The sequence below is a fragment of the Natrinema zhouii genome (assembly GCF_013456555.2).
GTDB classification, from domain to species: Archaea; Halobacteriota; Halobacteria; order Halobacteriales; family Natrialbaceae; genus Natrinema; species Natrinema zhouii.
Window position 1 is genome coordinate 255,781 of sequence record NZ_CP084883.1, and the last position, 15,467, is coordinate 271,247.

General features: G+C 64.0%; 15 protein-coding genes. 6 read left to right on the plus strand and 9 right to left on the minus strand.

Translation table 11 applies throughout. From position 1 onward, the window contains the following. Positions 1 to 107: 107 nt before the first annotated feature. Positions 108 to 1,997: a CocE/NonD family hydrolase gene (locus HYG81_RS41525; protein ID WP_226778010.1), complete on the minus strand. Its 1,890-nt coding sequence runs from the start codon at positions 1,995 to 1,997 to the stop codon at positions 108 to 110. A gap of 346 nt (positions 1,998 to 2,343) precedes the next feature. On the opposite strand from HYG81_RS41525, the gene HYG81_RS41530 reads away from it, so the two are divergent. The 6 genes from HYG81_RS41530 (at position 2,344) to HYG81_RS41555 (ending at position 8,528) form a co-directional block, all read left to right on the plus strand. Next, positions 2,344 to 3,909, plus strand: a complete 1,566-nt coding sequence (locus HYG81_RS41530) for a uracil-xanthine permease family protein (RefSeq protein ID WP_226778012.1) — start codon at positions 2,344 to 2,346, stop codon at positions 3,907 to 3,909. Positions 3,910 to 3,994: 85 nt separating this feature from the next. Beyond that, positions 3,995 to 4,465, plus strand: coding sequence for a hypothetical protein (locus HYG81_RS41535; protein WP_226778013.1), 471 nt, complete (start codon positions 3,995 to 3,997; stop codon positions 4,463 to 4,465). Positions 4,466 to 4,546: 81 nt separating this feature from the next. Further along, positions 4,547 to 5,758, plus strand: coding sequence for a molybdopterin molybdotransferase MoeA (locus HYG81_RS41540; protein ID WP_226778014.1), 1,212 nt, complete (start codon positions 4,547 to 4,549; stop codon positions 5,756 to 5,758). A 64-nt stretch (positions 5,759 to 5,822) separates the two neighbouring features. After that, complete coding sequence (locus tag HYG81_RS41545) at positions 5,823 to 7,028, plus strand: CaiB/BaiF CoA transferase family protein (RefSeq protein WP_226778017.1); 1,206 nt, start codon at positions 5,823 to 5,825, stop codon at positions 7,026 to 7,028. Positions 7,029 to 7,044: 16 nt separating this feature from the next. Beyond that, entirely contained in the window at positions 7,045 to 8,190 is a 1,146-nt protein-coding gene (locus HYG81_RS41550; protein ID WP_340674447.1) for a thiolase C-terminal domain-containing protein, read from the plus strand. Continuing rightward, a complete protein-coding gene (locus HYG81_RS41555) occupies positions 8,187 to 8,528 on the plus strand; it encodes a Zn-ribbon domain-containing OB-fold protein (protein WP_226778018.1) in 342 nt (113 codons plus the stop codon). Before HYG81_RS41550 ends, HYG81_RS41555 begins: the two co-directional genes overlap by 4 nt. Positions 8,529 to 8,553: 25 nt before the next feature. On the opposite strand, the gene HYG81_RS41560 is transcribed toward HYG81_RS41555, so the two are convergent. From HYG81_RS41560 to HYG81_RS41595, 8 genes are all read right to left on the minus strand, one after another. Then, entirely contained in the window at positions 8,554 to 9,324 is a 771-nt protein-coding gene (locus HYG81_RS41560; RefSeq protein WP_226778020.1) for an urease accessory protein UreF, read from the minus strand. Then, positions 9,314 to 9,979 carry an urease accessory protein UreE gene (gene ureE / locus HYG81_RS41565; protein ID WP_226778021.1) on the minus strand — a complete coding sequence of 222 codons (666 nt, stop codon included), beginning with the start codon at positions 9,977 to 9,979 and terminating at the stop codon, positions 9,314 to 9,316. Before ureE ends, HYG81_RS41560 begins: the two co-directional genes overlap by 11 nt. Beyond that, positions 9,979 to 10,950, minus strand: a complete 972-nt coding sequence (locus HYG81_RS41570) for an urease accessory protein UreD (protein WP_226778022.1) — start codon at positions 10,948 to 10,950, stop codon at positions 9,979 to 9,981. Before HYG81_RS41570 ends, ureE begins: the two co-directional genes overlap by 1 nt. Further along, positions 10,947 to 11,567: an urease accessory protein UreG gene (gene ureG / locus HYG81_RS41575; RefSeq protein ID WP_226778023.1), complete on the minus strand. Its 621-nt coding sequence runs from the start codon at positions 11,565 to 11,567 to the stop codon at positions 10,947 to 10,949. Before ureG ends, HYG81_RS41570 begins: the two co-directional genes overlap by 4 nt. Further along, positions 11,567 to 12,007 (minus strand): urease subunit gamma, encoded by a 441-nt coding sequence (locus HYG81_RS41580; protein ID WP_226778391.1) that lies wholly within the window; start codon positions 12,005 to 12,007, stop codon positions 11,567 to 11,569. The genes ureG and HYG81_RS41580 overlap by 1 nt, the downstream gene beginning before the upstream one ends. 140 nt (positions 12,008 to 12,147) lie before the next feature. Then, the gene (ureC, locus tag HYG81_RS41585; RefSeq protein WP_226778024.1) at positions 12,148 to 13,854 is read right to left on the minus strand and encodes an urease subunit alpha; all 1,707 of its coding nucleotides are present in this window, start codon (positions 13,852 to 13,854) and stop codon (positions 12,148 to 12,150) included. After that, a complete protein-coding gene (locus tag HYG81_RS41590; protein ID WP_226778026.1) occupies positions 13,851 to 14,237 on the minus strand; it encodes an urease subunit beta in 387 nt (128 codons plus the stop codon). The genes ureC and HYG81_RS41590 overlap by 4 nt, the downstream gene beginning before the upstream one ends. A 544-nt stretch (positions 14,238 to 14,781) precedes the next feature. Next, positions 14,782 to 15,405 carry an O-methyltransferase gene (locus HYG81_RS41595; RefSeq protein WP_226778027.1) on the minus strand — a complete coding sequence of 208 codons (624 nt, stop codon included), beginning with the start codon at positions 15,403 to 15,405 and terminating at the stop codon, positions 14,782 to 14,784. Between the last annotated feature and the right edge of the window lie 62 nt (positions 15,406 to 15,467).

The window sequence follows — 15,467 nt, forward strand, 5'->3', positions numbered from 1 at the left end:
CGAGGATTCCTCGATGACGAGAAGAGATCGCGTGCGCCTCGAGTGAGCGTTCGTGGTCCCACCGTCCGTCGGCGGTCACGCCGGTCGGTGAACCGACCGCGAACACGTTACCGCGGCTGAACTGGCAGTTCGACGTGCGTCGCGTACTCGGCGTCGTGGTGGACCGTGTTGGTCGCGATTTGGGACTCGCGGTCGCCGTACAGCGGCCCGCCGGTGTTGTGGTTCACGTCGAAGCGCGGGTAGTTCGACGAGGAGATATCCAGCCGAATGCGGTGGCCCGCCTCGAAGACGTTCGCCGTCGGGTACGGTTCCATCTCGAACTCGTAGACCTCGCCGGGCTCGAGCAGGTCGGGCTCGTCCCGGTAGCCCCGGTAGCGCCCGCGACAGATGGAGTCGGCGAGGTTCACCGCGAAGCCGTTCGGGAACTCCTCGCTGGGCGGGTACTCGTCGATGAGTTTCGCCGTGAAGTCGGTGTCCGGCGCGTCGGTCGAGCCGAAGACGCTCACGCGGATCGGACCCGTGATCTCGAGGTCCTCCTCGAGCGGCGGCGTCCGGTAGACGAGGACGTCGTTGCGCTCCTCAAGGGGGCCGTACGGCGATTCGGCGCCGAGGGTATCGGGGCGGGTGCGCTGGTCGAACCCGCCACGGCCGGTGATGTCCTGCAGGTTTCGATTGGCGAGCGGATACTCGATGAGGTTCTCGTCTCGCGGTTCGTAGGTGATGTACGACGAGCAGTTGCCACCGAGGGTGGGGACGGGATCGCTCGGGTCGAACTCGTAGCTCGTCGCGGCGTCCTCGACGATCGGTTCGTCCGTCGACAGCCGACCGCCCTCGTGGATATAGTAGGTCGTGAACTCGGTGTCCGGCAGGGGCCACTCCTCGCCGGAGCGCCACTCGCCGCTGTGGAAGAGCCGTCCGTCGCGCGTCTGCGAGCCGTCGCCGGTCCCCATCTGGAAGTACTGGACCGTCGGCTGGTCGTCCCAGGTGTCCTCGCCCTTGAGGTAGTGATCGAAAAAGCGCAGCCGCGTTTCCTGGTAGTCGCGCAGGGCCTGCTCGCCGAACTCGAGTTCGCCGGAGTAGGACTTGTTCCACGAGGGCAGGGGATAGGTGTTCCAGCCGTGAGTCCACGGCCCCATCAGGAGGTAGTGGTCGCTGTCCTTGCGCTCGGCGAGCGCCTCGAAGTTATCGCAGGTCGCCTTCGTGTACGAGTCGTACCACGCGCCCGAATAGACGGTCGGAACGTCCGCCGACTCGTCGTAGTACGCCTCGAAGTTGAGCCCGGGTTCCTGCCAGAGTTCGTCGCTCGCGGCCCCTTGCGTCATGATGTCGAACGTCCACTCCTCGTAGTCGGGGATGTGTCGCAGCGGCGACTGCCCCGGCTGGACCGGCCCGTTCTCGAGCACGTCTCGAACGTCGACGTTTGCGAGTCGGCGCTGGACGTCCGAATCCTCGAGCGCCCGCTTCGCGAACCCGCCGCCGAGGGTGTACGCCCAGCAAAGCCACCGAAGCTCGAAGGTCCCGTTGTGTCGGAAGGTCGCCTTCCGTCCGTTGGCGGCCCCCTGGTTGATGAACATGGCCTCGAGGTGCGGGGGGTCCTGCGTGGCGAGTGCGTTCTGCACCCACGCACCGTAGGAGGTGCCGATCGTTCCGACCTGATCGTCACAGTAGGCCTGGGCCGCGAGCCATTCGACCGTGTCGTGCCCGTCTTCGGGCTCGTTGACAAAGATGTAGTAGTCGCCGCCGCTGTTGAATCGGCCCCGACAGTCCTGGATCGCGACGACGTAGCCGCGCTTGGCGAACCACTCGCCGTGTCGTTCCATGCGTCCCCGCTTGCCGTAGGGGGTTCGATCGAGAAGCGCGGGCTTGGGATCGTCGATCGGTTCTCCCGTGTCGGGGTCGGCCGGACGGTAGATGTCGGTCGCGAGTTCGACACCGTCGCGCATCTCGACCATCACATCGAGTTCAGCAGTGACTGCGTACTCCGGATCAGATGCCATCACGTCTACTGATACGGTCGAAGTGTAATAGTTCATTCCCTCCAACCGTCTTTCAAACGCTGGCGGGATGTCAGGTCGTAACGGCCGGGGATAGGGTCTCAGCGAACGAGAATTGTCCGTAGCCGATCCCGTATAGATATTACCGAAGGTATCTTATCGAATATGCCATTCGGGATTGTTTGTCGATGAGTCTTTCATGTTTGTCTACCGCATTAGTGATTTAATTGATGAAATTTCACGTAGGGATTTCAACGGTATCTTTATGCGTATTCGCTCTGCTATTCATGCTATACCTGTGCAAGTGTGAACGCTCGGCACACATATCGCGGTACAGGTGGTGACATCCATGACGGATCACAACGACACATCGGACGAAATCGTGACGGATGGGGGTGAGGTCTCCCGTGAGGAGGCATCGTTCGTCGAATACGGTATCGAAGATCGGCCACCACTAGGCGAGTCGATACTGCTCGGGTTACAGCATTACCTGACGATGATCGGGGCGACGGTTGCGATCCCCTTGATTCTCGCGGGGGCGATGGAGATGCCCCCGGCAGAAACCGCCCGACTCATCGGGACGTTCTTCGTCGTATCGGGCGTTGCGACGCTGTTACAGACGACGGTCGGGAACCGGTATCCGATCGTTCAAGGCGGGACGTTCGCGCTGCTCGCACCGGCTCTGGCGATCATCGCTGCGATGGGTACCGGATGGGAAGCGACCATCCTCGAGTTACAGGGCGCGGTCATCGCGGCCGCTATAGTGCAGGTTCTGCTCGGCTACGTCGGAGCCCTGGGCAAACTCAAGTACTACCTTTCACCGGTCGTCATCGCACCGGTAATCGTACTGATCGGTCTCTCACTGGTTGGCACCGCTGACGTGACGAGAGCCGACCAGAACTGGTGGCTGCTCGGGTTCACCCTCTTCCTGATCGTGCTGTTCTCGCAGTACCTCGACAAGTACAGTCGCTACGCGAAACTGTTCCCGGTTCTACTGGGAGTGGTCGTCGCCTGGGTCATCGCTACGGTTCTCTCGATGACCGGCGTCTACGGTCCGGGGACGCTCGGCTACGTCGATACCGGAGCGATCGCAGACGCGTCCGCGATACAGCTAATCACGCCGCTGCAGTGGGGGATGCCGCAGTTTACCGCCGCCTTCGCGATCGGGATGTTCGCCGGTGTCATGGCCTCGATGATCGAAAGCATGGGTGACTATTACGCCGTCGCCCGGATCGCCGGCGTCGGTGCGCCGAGCGAAAAGCGCATCAACCACGGTATCGGGATGGAGGGAATCGGGAACGTGATCGCGGGGATCATGGGGACGGGCAACGGCTCGACCTCCTACGGTGAAAACATCGGTGCGATCGGAATCACCGGTGTTGCATCCCGATACGTCGTCCAGATCGGTGCGATCGTCATGCTGATTGCCGGATTCGTCGGCTACTTTGGCGCCCTGATCACGACGATCCCGGGACCGATCGTCGGCGCGCTGTACATCGCGATGTTCGGACAGATCGCCGCAGTCGGACTGTCGAACCTCAAGTACGTCGACCTCGACGCGTCGCGTAACGTCTTCATCATCGGAATCGCACTCTTCCTCGGACTCGCCATTCCGCAGTACATGGCGAACGTCGGGAGCGCCGAGGCGTTCCAGGAGATTACCTCCGGCGCAGCGGTGATCGGGCCGATCCTCGGTCAACAGATCGTCTCCGATACGATCTACGTGTTCGGGTCGACCACGATGGCCGTCGGCGGGGTCATCGCCTTCGTGCTCGACAACACGATTCGCGGCACCCGCAAAGAACGCGGCCTCGAGCACTGGGAACAGCTCGCCGAGGACGACGACGAGTTCGTCACGTTCTTCGAACGGATGGGCTCGTCGGGCGATCCGAAACCGGTCGACAAGGCCGACTAGTCGGACGGGATCGACCAATTCACAGCGGTTTTTTCGCGCCCGAACGGGGGAAAGTTTGATTACGACCGCTCGACGAGTGACGGTAATGCCGAGCCGAACAGGCCTCGATCTCGAGACCGGCGAACGACTCCACTATCGGGGCGGACTCCGCTCCGGCGACGAGATCGCGGTCACCGATCGTCGCGTCCTCGTCCGCGGCGCCGACGAGACGACGAGCGTCCCCTACACCAACGTCAGCGAGATCAGCAACGAATCGTTCGACTGGTTTCTCACGATACTGAGCCTCGCGCTCGTCGGATTCGGACTCTACTCGATTGGTGAAAACGCCTTCATCGGGATCGGAATGACCCTGTTCGGGCTCTGGAGCGTCTACCGAACCTACCGTCACCGAGATCGCGTGCGTATCCACACGCACAGTCAGGCGAAACCCGTCGAAGTGTTTCCCGAAGAGGTCGAGGCGCTGTACGACGAACTCGAGCCGGCGATCGAGGCAGTCCGAGCCGAACAGGAGCGGGCCGAGCGCGCTGACGATGAACGATCCCCGGACGAGGCGTAAATCCCCGAACGTGACGTAATCGACCGGCAGATCGAGAGAGAATGTCACAAGGACTTTTCTTCTTCGAACCGAACGGTCGGTATGTCCGACCACGACGATCTCATCCCGCTCGACGACGCGATCGACCGAGCGATTTCCTGTCGCAACGCGTTTTTCGAGGACCGACCGACGACGACTGTTCCGCTCGACGATCTCTCCGGCCGGATACTCGCCGAAGACGTGACCGCCGAGGCCAATCAGCCCTCGAGCGATCGCGCCACGATGGACGGCTACGCGTTCGCTGCGGCCGACGAGGGTTCCCTCGAGATCGTCGAGCAGCGCGTGTTCCCGGAGACGGAACCGCCGGCACTCGAGGCCGGTCAGGCGATCGAGATCGCGACGGGTGCGCCGCTGCCCGAGCGGGCAGACACCGTCTGCAAGCGCGAAGATGCGACGATCGAGGACGGCCGACTACTGCGACCCGCTCTCGAGAGCGGGACCTACGTCTACGAGCGCGGATCGAACGTCACGGCGGGCGAGGTGCTGTACGAGGCGGGGGAACGCCTCTCGGCGCTCGACGCGATCTTGCTCCGGGACCTCGGCCGCGAGACCGTCGAGACGTACGAGCCGCTCTCCGTCGGCGTCCTCGCGACCGGGACGGAAATCCACGAGGGACGGCACACCGACCTCGACTCGCCGATGCTCTGTAGTCTGCTCCGGTCGTGGGGCCACGACCCGACGTACGAGGGGTCGGTGCCCGACGAGGGGGATCGAGTCGAGGAGCGAATCGGCAAACTCGCGGACCGACACGACGTGGTCGTCACGACCGGCGGGACGAGCGTCGGAAAGAAAGACTACGTTCTCGACGCACTGGACGCCCTCGGCGAGATCCTCTTCCACCGCGTTCGCGTCCGGCCGGGAAAACCGATCGCCCTCGCACGGTTGCCCGATCACGACGCCGTCGCCGTCGCCATTCCCGGGAAACCGATCGGGGCCTACGTTATCGCCGCGCTCGTCGCCCGGCCCCTGTTCACGGGCAATCGAACGACGGCGACACTCGAGCGAACGGTCACGCACGACGTCGGACTCGGACCCGAGGGCTTCACGTACGCGATTCCAGTCACGCTCGAGGGCGGCGACGCCACGCCGCTCGGACACGTGGATTCCCCGCTCGAGGTGTACGAGGAGACGTTCGATCCGAGCGTTCTCTCCTCGAGTACGCGCGCGGCGACCGCCGACGGCTTCGTACTCACCACGGAGCCCCTCGATGCCGGAGCGCGGATAGACGTGATTCCGACGGATAGCCTCGAATGAGACGGGGCTGCGGCCGCCGATAGGAAGGTTTTTTGTCGACTGCAGTAATCAGTCATGGTATCACATGACTACCGGTGATCGAATTCTCGACGGCGTGAGAGTCGTCGATCTGACCACGTTCGTTACTGGCGGCTTTTGCTCGCTGATGCTCGCCAATCAGGGAGCAGAGGTAATCAAAGTCGAACGGCCCGGCGTCGGCGACGACAATCGTCACTCGGGGCCGCCGTTCATCGACGGCGAGTCGCCGTACTTCTGGACGGTTAACTACGGCAAGAAGAGCGTCGAGATCGACCTCAAGAGCGATGCCGGACGGGAGGCGCTGTACGATCTCGTCGGTGAGGCCGACGTCTTCCTGCAGAACTACCGCCCGGGGACGGCCGAGCGCCTCGACGTCGACGAAGAGACGATCCGTTCGCACAACGACGACATCGTGTACTGCGCGATTTCGGCGTTCGGGCAGACGGGGCCCTGGCGCGAACGGCCCGGCTACGATCTGATGATCCAAGGGATGAGCGGGATCATGAGCGTCACCGGCGAAGCGGACGGACAGCCGGTGAAAGTCGGGCTCCCGATGACGGACCTCATCACCGCGATGTGGGCTTCGTTCGGCATCTCGAACGCTCTCTACCGCCGCGAACGGACCGGCGAAGGCGAGTACATCGATCTCGGAATGCTCGACGCCGCGCTTCCGTGGCTGACGAAACAGGCCGGCAAGGTGTTCGCGGGTGAGTCTCCCTCGCGTATGGGAACGAAAGATCCGGTGCTCGCTCCCTACCAGACGTTCGAGACCGCCGACGGCTACCTCAACGTCGCCTGTCTCAATCAGAAGCTCTGGAAGGGGCTGTGCGAGGCGATCGATCGCCCCGAACTGGCCGACGACGACCGCTTCGAGACGAACGCCGACCGTGTCGAACACATGTCCGAACTCGAGACCGAACTCGAACGGACGTTCCGTGAACTGACGACCGACGAGTGGATGACTCTCCTCGTCGACGAGGCGGGGATTCCGGCAGGCCCGGTACACGATGTCGAGGACGCGCTATACAACGAGCAGACGGAGGCCCGTGAGTCGGTAACGTCGATGGATCACCCCGAACACGGCGAGATACCCGTGATCGAGCACCCGCTGAAGTACGATCGCTCGAGCAGCGGCTTCGAGTCGCCGCCCCCGAAACTGGGCGAAAACACACGGAGCGTCTTTCGGGAGCTCGGCTACGACGAGGAGAAACTGGACGAGTTCACCGACCGCGGCGCGTTCGGAGCGGAGTGATGGGAGGCCGATCGAAGTGACCGACGCGTTCGTCACCGGCGTCGGGATGACGCGATTCGAATCCGAGAATTCCGGATCTGCGCTCGAGTTGGCCGAGCGGGCGGCGTGGCGGGCCCTCTCCGACGCCACCGTCGAGCCGGCGGACGTGGCGTCCGTTCACGTCGGCAACATGGCGGCCGAGGCGTTCGAGAGCCGAACGGGGCTCGAGAACGCTCTCTGTGGCGCTCTCGGCGTCGAGGGTGCGATCGCGGATCGGATCGAGAACACCAGTGCAAGCGGTGCGAGTGCCGTCCTTCGCGCCGTCCACGCGCTCGAGGCAGGTGCGTCGTCGTGCGCACTCGTCGTCGGTGTCGAGACGATGACGTCCGCCGAGACGGAAGCGGCGACGGAGCTCATCAGCCGCCTCGTCCACGACCGGGAGTACGCGCAGGGCATCACCCTCCCATCGTTTGCGGGACTCGCGGCCGATCACTACCTGCGGACGTACGACGTCGATCCGTCGGCGCTCGCGCAGGTAGCCGTCAAGAACCACCGTAACGCCGCAGCGAATCCGTACGCGCAGTTCCAGGAGCCGATCACGCTCGAGGAGGCACGAACCTCGCCGCCCGTCGCGGAACCCCTTCGACTGTACGACTGCTGTCCGATGAGCGACGGCGCCGCCGCGGTCGTCCTCGAGACGTCAGAAGGGGCGGACGGGATCCGAGTCGCGAGCGCCACCGGCGCGACCGGAACCCACGCGGTCGCCGAACGACCGAATCCGCTCGAAATCGAGAGCGTCGAGCGGGCCGGTCGGCAGGCGCTCGCCGACGCGAACGTCACGCAGGACGACGTCGACGTTGCCTGCATTCACGACGCGTTCACGATTCTCGAGTTGCTCGAACTCGAGGAACTCGGGTTTTACGACCCCGGCGACGCCTGGCGAGCGACGGCGGACGGTGAAACAGCCCTCGGCGGACGGCTGCCGGTCAATCCCGGCGGCGGACTCAAGGCCCGGGGGCATCCCCTCGGCGCAACCGGCGTTGCCCAGATAATCGAACTGGTCTGGCAGTTACGCGGCGATGCCCCCGAAGAACGACGCGTCGAGAATCCGCGGACGGGGCTCGCGCTCAACGTCGCCGGATTCGGAAACAATGCGGTCTGTACGATCCTTCAGGTGCCATGACTCGAGACGTTCCAATCGACCACGCGTTCGTCTGTGAATCGTGCGGAAACCGCTGGTATTACACGCGCGAACGGTGCCCGGAGTGTCGCTCGACGTCGGTCGACTCGTACCGGCTTCGGGAGGGAGCGGTCGTCACCGCGACGACCGTCCACGCGACGCCGCCCGGCGTTCGCTCGCCGAACCGGCTCGGGATGGTACGGTTCGACGGCGACGTGACGATCGTCGCTCAACTCGGAGACGACAGTTCGGCCGGCGATACCGTGCAGTTCGGAGCGGTGGAGGTCCTTCGAGACGGTGATCGACCCGTTTCCGGTCCCCGGCTCGTCGGTCTCGAGTGAGCCACCGTGCTCGGCTCAGCAGCGTTCAGCTCATGAACAGCCGTCTCCCGGCGCGTTCGTGGTTCATCCCCATGATTTCGGCCAGCGGAGCGAACGATGCCATCGCCGTCGGTTCGTCGTCGACGTGGCGCTCGCAGACCTCGGTTATCGTCGGCTCCAGCCGCTCGAGGACGGACTGAATCTCTGTGTGCCCGAACCGACCGAGCCGCTGCGCTGCGCCGAGCAGCCCCGTCACGAACGAGTAGGCGTGTGCGAGACAGGCCTCGAGTCGCGAGAGGCCGCGCGCCGCGGTGACGACCGCGAAGACGACCGGATAGTGCCCCGGCGTCGAACCGGTATCGATTGCATCGGCGACGGTGGCCTCGAAATCCCTCCCGTCGGTCGCTGGTGCTGTCGTTTCGGGACGCGCTCCAGCCACATTGTCACGCCCCGCATCCGTGTGTGAGCCCGTCCCGTCCGGACCGAACAGTTCGGAGAGCTTCGCACCCGCCTTCGTCGAGCTCTCGCGGAATTCTCGGGGCAGCGTTACCGCGTGGAGTCGCTCGTCGACGGCCAGGAGGCGCTCGAGATTGTCGCTTTCGCTCGCGATGTGAGCGTTCGCCAGCGCGACGGTCTCGCAGGGGCCGACCACGCGGCGGAGGTAGGCCGCGAGCAGGTCCCGCAGATCGTCGCCGGTCGTAATCCGACCCTCGTTGATGTACTGCTCGAGGCCGTAGGAGGCCGTGTAGCCGCCGACGGGGAGAAACGAATCCGAGAGCCGGAGCGCCGTCAGGAACGAACTCGGGTCAGTGGTCATGGTGGGATTCGTGGGTGTGGTCGTGCTCGTGGGGATGACCGTTTTCGTGCTCGTGGAGATGACCGTTCTTGTGCCCGTGCTCGTGACCGTTCTCGTGCTCGTGCCCATGTCCAGGCCCGTGCTCCGAGCCGAGATCGACGCCGTGTGCGCCACCGGGATCCGCATCCTCGATATCAGTCACGAACAGGTCGGCCTCGACGGTCGTCTCGCCGATCTCCGAACCGGGGACGACATCGGCGACGACCCGCTCGACGATGTGGCGGTCGGCCTCGAGCGGGACGTAGACGGCCCCGTCGTCGATCGCGAGGTCCCAGTGCTGATTGCCGATTCGGTGGCCGAGTTTAACCGCCGCCTCGAGCGCCTCGGCCGTCGCGTCGGGCAGCGACACGACAAGCGCGTCGCGGGGTTCGAACGCGACGACGATCAACCGGTCGTCCTCGACCAGTAACACGTCACCCGCCGAGACGGCGGCCCTGTCCACGATGACGCCGACGTCGGTGCCTCCGTCCGTCGTCGCCCGGAACCGCGACCGCCGACGGTCGTCCGCGTCGATGACGACGCGCTCGAGCGTACCGGCCGACTCGTGGTCGTCATACAGCGCCGCGAGGTCGTCGTCAGCGTGGACGTTGCCGACGATACCGTCGATTCGTTCCATCAGTATCGCCGGTCGGCAGGGACGCCGACCCCCAGTAGTTGCCGTCTCGTCGCGTCCCACGCGGCGCGCAGCGTCTCGGTCACGTCCGCCTCCCGGTGGCCGAGGAGGCGAACGACGGCACCGGCATCGCGGGGAAGCCGTGAGACGCCGGCCTCGACGCCGTCGCGGTCCGCGAGCTCGCCGTGGATTTCGTCGATCAACGCCTCGAAGTCGGTCTCGTCCGGCGAATCCGCGTCGTCGGTATCGGCACCGTACGGTGCGAAGACGTACAGCGAGCCGACGACGCCGTACTCGCCGACGCTGGCCGGGTCGCGCGGATCGCGCTCGTTCGGTCGCAGGTCGACCGCGTCGGAACAGACCAATCGTCCGTCGTGTTCGGCCTCGATGCGCGCCTGGTAGTGATCGAATCCGAACGGTTCGTGGTCGCTCAACCCGTCCGGGACGAGAACGTCAGCCACCACGACGACCGCGTCGTCGGCGAGTTCGACGTCGACGGTCTGGAGACAGCGCGCGTCCTCGTTGATGATCGTCGGCCCCGGCATGTACTCGAGGTAGCTCCCCTCGGCCGCCCGGAGTACCGTGTCGAGATGCGCGTAGTTCGCGTCCATGCTGTGGACCTTCGTCGCGCTCTGCGTCGTCACGTGCGCTCGCGCCCCCGCTCGAGCGTCGATCCGCATCCGGTGACGGTCACCCTGTGCCACGCCGCCGGTGGGCTCCTGTGCGACGAGCGTCGCGAGATTGGGCGACGGATCGGTGTCGAGCGTTCCCGTCAGGTGGTAGGGGACCTTTACATGGTCGCGGACCAGCCGGGTCGGTCCGTCACCCTGCCGGGCGAACGTCGCCTCGAGCAGTCCGTTCTTCCCCGGACCGCCCGCAGGCGCTTGCGCGAGCGGTTCGTCGGCGTATGTCTCGAACGACGGCGGAAGGGGGATGCCGTCGTCTGCAGTCGCCCTCGAGTAGTCTGTACTCATTCGAACAGCACCTCCCGCTCGACGTGCTCGAGGATCGCGTCGATCCCCTCGCCGTCCTTGCAGTTGGTGAAGACGAACGGATCGTCGCCCCGCACCTCGTTCGTATCGTCCTCGATCACCGCGAGGTCAGCGTCGACGTGGGGTGCGAGATCGATCTTGTTGACCACCAGCAGGTCAGCCTGCGTCACACCGGGACCGCGCTTGCGGGGGATGTCCTCGCCCTCCGCGACGCTGATAACGAACAGGAAGTAGTCGGCCAGTTCGGGATTGAAGGTCGCGGCGAGGTTGTCGCCGCCGCTCTCGACGAGGACCACGTCCAGATCGGGGTGACGCTCGGTGAACTCGTCGATTGCCGCGAGGTTCATGGAAGGATCCTCGCGAATGCCCGTGTGCGGACAGGCACCCGTTTCGACCCCCTCGACGAGGTCCGCTGGCAGCAGATCGGCGAACGACTCCCGGAAGACGTCGGCGTCCTCCTGCGTCATGATGTCGTTGGCGATGACGCCGACCTCGTAGCCCCGGTCGACGAGTTCGGGGACGAGTCGCTGGACCATCGCCGTCTTCCCGGAGCCGACGGGACCGCCGAGACCGACTTTCGCGACGTCACGGTATCCCATCAGTCGCCCTCCGTGGGTTCGGGGCCGCCGCCCGTAGTATGTGCCTCGCTCGAGTCGTCGCTTCCCGGTGCGTCGGGATCGGTCACGACGTCCTCGCCCGGGTCCGGATCGACTGTCTCGAGTTGATCGCGACTGTCGGCACGAATCGGTTCGTGGATCGTCACGAGCTTGGTTCCGTCGGGAAAGACGGGTTCGATCTGGATCATGTCGACCATTTCGGGGACGCCGTCCATCACGTCCTCGCGGGTGAGTAACTGGGTCGCCTCCGAGCGGATCTGCGCGACGGACTTGCCCTCGCGGGCGGCTTCGCAGGCCCAGTCGGAGATGTACGCGACCGTCTCGGGGTGGTTGAGCTTCACGCCGCGGTCCTTTCGTCGGCGGGCGAGTTCGGCGGCCATGAACACCGTCAGCCGCTCCATCTCCTTGGGCGAGAGGTTCATCGGTCCACCTCCGTTCGGACGGGGCGTCGTTTCGAGCGACTCGAGCACGGCTTCCTCAAGGCGGTCGAACTCGAGTGAGCTGTTCGTTTCCTCGATACCGTCGCGATCGGTGGGGGAGCTATCGTGTGGGTGACCATGATTCAAAGCAGGTATCGCTGTGCCAGCGGAACTTCGTCGGCTGGATCACAGGTGACGTGTTCGCCGTCGACCTCAACCTCGAACGTCTGGGCGTCGATCTCGATATCGTCCGGACAGTAATCGTTGTGTAACATATCTGATTTTCGGACCGATCGCGTGCCGCTGACGGGCCGGACGGGCGTTTTCAGGTCGTAGGCATCGCCGACCTCGTTCTCGGAGGCAGCCTCGCTGACGAACGTCACCGAGAGGCCGTGTTTCGCTCGCCCCTGTGCGCCGGCGCGTTCGCGGCCGATCACGGGCTCACAGGTCATCAGCGAGCCGTTGGCCTCGCCCATCTGGGACCAGACCGGGAACCCGCCCTTGATAACGACTTCCGGCTTGATGCCGAAGAAGGCCGGATCCCACAGCGCGATGTCCGCGAGCTTTCCGGGCTCGAGCGAGCCGACGTAGTCGTCGATTCCCGCCGTGATCGCGGGGTTGATCGTGTACTTGGCGACGTAGCGCTCGATCCGCGCGTTGTCGGCCTCGGTGCCCTCGTCCGCCTCGAGCGGACCGCGCTGGGCCTTCATCTTGTGGGCGGTCTGCCACGTTCGACACACCATCTCGGCCATCCGGCCCATCGCCTGCGAGTCGGTGGTCATCATCGAGATGGCGCCGGCGTCGTGGAGGACGTCCTCCGCGCCGAGCGTCTCCGCGCGGATGCGCGACTCGGCGAAGGCGACGTCCTCGGGGACGTCCGGATTGAGGTGGTGACAGACCATCACCATGTCCAGGTGCTCGTCGAACGTGTTCTCGGTGTAGGGCATCGACGGGTTCGTCGACGACGGCAGCATGTGCTCGTGGCCGATCAGTTCGAGCACGTCGGGTGCGTGGCCGCCGCCGGCACCCTCGATGTGGAACGTGTGGATCGCGCGGCCGTCGATGGCGTCGAAAGTGTCCTCCACGAATCCCGACTCGTTCAGCGTGTCCGTGTGGATACAGACCTGAACGTCCTCCTCGTCCGCGACCTCGAGGCAGGTGTCGATCGCCGCCGGCGTGGAACCCCAGTCCTCGTGGAGCTTCATCCCGCAAGCGCCGGCCTCGACCTGCTCGCGCAGCGACTCCGGTCGACTGCTATTGCCCTTCGCGTAGAAGCCGACGTTGACGGGCCAGTCCTCGGCGGCCTGCAGGAACCGCTGGATGTTCCGCGGGCCGGGCGTACACGTCGTGGCACCGCCGCCGAACCCGCCCCCGAGCATCGTCGTCACGCCCGAAGCGAGCGCGTGGTCGACCAGCTGCGGGCTGTTGAAGTGGACGTGGATGTCCAGCGCACCGGGCGTCGCGATCAGCCCGTCGGCGGGGATGGTATCGGTACTCTGTCCGATCACCATGTCGACGCCGTCCATCGTGTCCGGGTTGCCCGCCTTTCCGACGCCGACGATCTTCCCGTTCCGAACGCCGATATCGCCTTTGCAGACGCCCAGCACGGGATCGATGATCACGACGTTCGTAAAGACCCAGTCGAGGGTCCCTTCGGCCTGAGTCGTGCCGGATTGCATTCCCATGCCGTCGCGCATCGTCTTCCCGCCGCCGAAGACAGCCTCCTCGCCGGGGACGCCGTAGTCGGTCTCGATCTTCGCGAACAGGTTCGTATCGCCCAACCGAAGCCGGTCGCCCTCGGTCGCGCCGAACAGTTCCGTATACTCCCTGCGCGGGAGTTCTCGGCTCATTCGTCGGCCCCCGTGATGTAGCCCTGCTCTCGAGCGCGTTCGATCGCTTGAGCCTTCACGTCCTCGTCGTCAAGTTCACCACCGACCAGTCCGCCCATGCCGTGGATGATCCGATTGCCACCGATCGCAACGAGGTCAACCTCGCGCTCGCAGCCGGGTTCGAACCTGATAGCCGTCCCCGCCGGAATATCCAGCCGCATCCCGTACGCCGACTCGCGATCGAACTCGAGCCCGGGATTCACCTCGAAGAAGTGAAAGTGTGAACCGACCTGTGCGGGCCGATCGCCGGTGTTCTCGACCGTGACCATCGCCGTCGGTCGTCCCTCGTTTATCGTCACCGGCTCGTCCGCTGGGAGCAACTCGCCCGGAACGAACTCGCTCATTCTTCGATCACTCCGGATGCAGTACCGGAGACCGTGATACCATGTGTACTTGTCATTGGTCGCGGTCAGTTGTTAGCGGTGTCTCGCTGCGGACGGATCCAGTCCCGCAGACGATCCGAGATCGAGCCGAGTCCGAGTCCCGCAACGAATGCGAAGAAACTCGGAACGAGTATCCAGAGGAGATCGGGATGCTGTGCACCAGTGTGTAACGGAGTTTCAAGCATACGTCTTCCCCATAACGGATTACAGCAGTTAATATCGCGATGACGGCCATACTTGCCAGTCCGTTCACTATTTTTTGTCTTCTCTAAAGATAGAGCTGAATGTCGAGAGCGAAAAGAATCATTTGAATATGAATTAGGCATATTTATCCCCATCTTGGAAGAGACGTGCAGGGCACTACTGGCTGTCAGCGACCACTGGCGGAACAACGAGTTCATCGAACGATGATTTGGATCGTCCTCGAACGGACGTGTTCGTCCGTCATACACCGACCAAACGTCCTATTTGGCTGTAAGAACGGACGGGAATTCCGCCGCTTCCGTCAGCGAGTACGCGTCGTTACCGTCACTCCATCGCCGAGCGGCAGGAGCGTCGATTCGAACGCCGAACTCTCACGGACGTGTGTGAGATACTCGAGAATCCCTGCAGTGTGTTTCTTCGTCTCTTCGGGCAGCTCGGTCTCCTGGATATCGACTATCTCGCCGGTGAGTGCAGCGAGGAGCACCTCGAAATCCACGGTATCGTCCGGGGCGTCACGGCCTGCGGACATCGTGTTATCCGCGATAACCATCCCACCCGGTGGGATTGACTCGCGAATCGCCTCGAACGCATTCACGTACTGGTATTTTTCGATGTCGAGGAGCGCGATCTCAAACGGACCGTCGTATTGCGACGCGGTTTCGACGGCATCTCCGACCTCGAACGTTGCGAGATCGGCCGCATCGAGACGCTCGAGATACGTCCGTGCACGCTCGAGGTTTTCCGATGACCCTTCGGTGAGAACGATCTCACCGTCATCGGGAAGCGCTCGCGCGAACCAACACGCCGAATACCCGTATCCCGATCCGAACTCGAAGACTCGAGTCGCGTCTGTAATTCGTGCGAGTTGGCACAACCAGGCCCCGATGTCCGGGCCAATACTAGCGGAGGTTCTATACAGACCCAATACACACTTCCTATCAGATTGGTTAAATGTAAAGCGATATGATCACGACCCTCTGAATGAAC

Coding starts and splice junctions, on each gene's coding strand:
- HYG81_RS41525 (WP_226778010.1), bottom strand. CDS start 1,997: ATGGCATCTGATCCGGAGTACGCAGTCACTGCTGAACTCGATGTGATG.
- HYG81_RS41530 (WP_226778012.1), top strand. CDS start 2,344: ATGACGGATCACAACGACACATCGGACGAAATCGTGACGGATGGGGGT.
- HYG81_RS41535 (WP_226778013.1), top strand. CDS start 3,995: ATGCCGAGCCGAACAGGCCTCGATCTCGAGACCGGCGAACGACTCCAC.
- HYG81_RS41540 (WP_226778014.1), top strand. CDS start 4,547: ATGTCCGACCACGACGATCTCATCCCGCTCGACGACGCGATCGACCGA.
- HYG81_RS41545 (WP_226778017.1), top strand. CDS start 5,823: ATGACTACCGGTGATCGAATTCTCGACGGCGTGAGAGTCGTCGATCTG.
- HYG81_RS41555 (WP_226778018.1), top strand. CDS start 8,187: ATGACTCGAGACGTTCCAATCGACCACGCGTTCGTCTGTGAATCGTGC.
- HYG81_RS41560 (WP_226778020.1), bottom strand. CDS start 9,324: ATGACCACTGACCCGAGTTCGTTCCTGACGGCGCTCCGGCTCTCGGAT.
- ureE (WP_226778021.1), bottom strand. CDS start 9,979: ATGGAACGAATCGACGGTATCGTCGGCAACGTCCACGCTGACGACGAC.
- HYG81_RS41570 (WP_226778022.1), bottom strand. CDS start 10,950: ATGAGTACAGACTACTCGAGGGCGACTGCAGACGACGGCATCCCCCTT.
- ureG (WP_226778023.1), bottom strand. CDS start 11,567: ATGGGATACCGTGACGTCGCGAAAGTCGGTCTCGGCGGTCCCGTCGGC.
- HYG81_RS41580 (WP_226778391.1), bottom strand. CDS start 12,007: ATGAACCTCTCGCCCAAGGAGATGGAGCGGCTGACGGTGTTCATGGCC.
- ureC (WP_226778024.1), bottom strand. CDS start 13,854: ATGAGCCGAGAACTCCCGCGCAGGGAGTATACGGAACTGTTCGGCGCG.
- HYG81_RS41590 (WP_226778026.1), bottom strand. CDS start 14,237: ATGAGCGAGTTCGTTCCGGGCGAGTTGCTCCCAGCGGACGAGCCGGTG.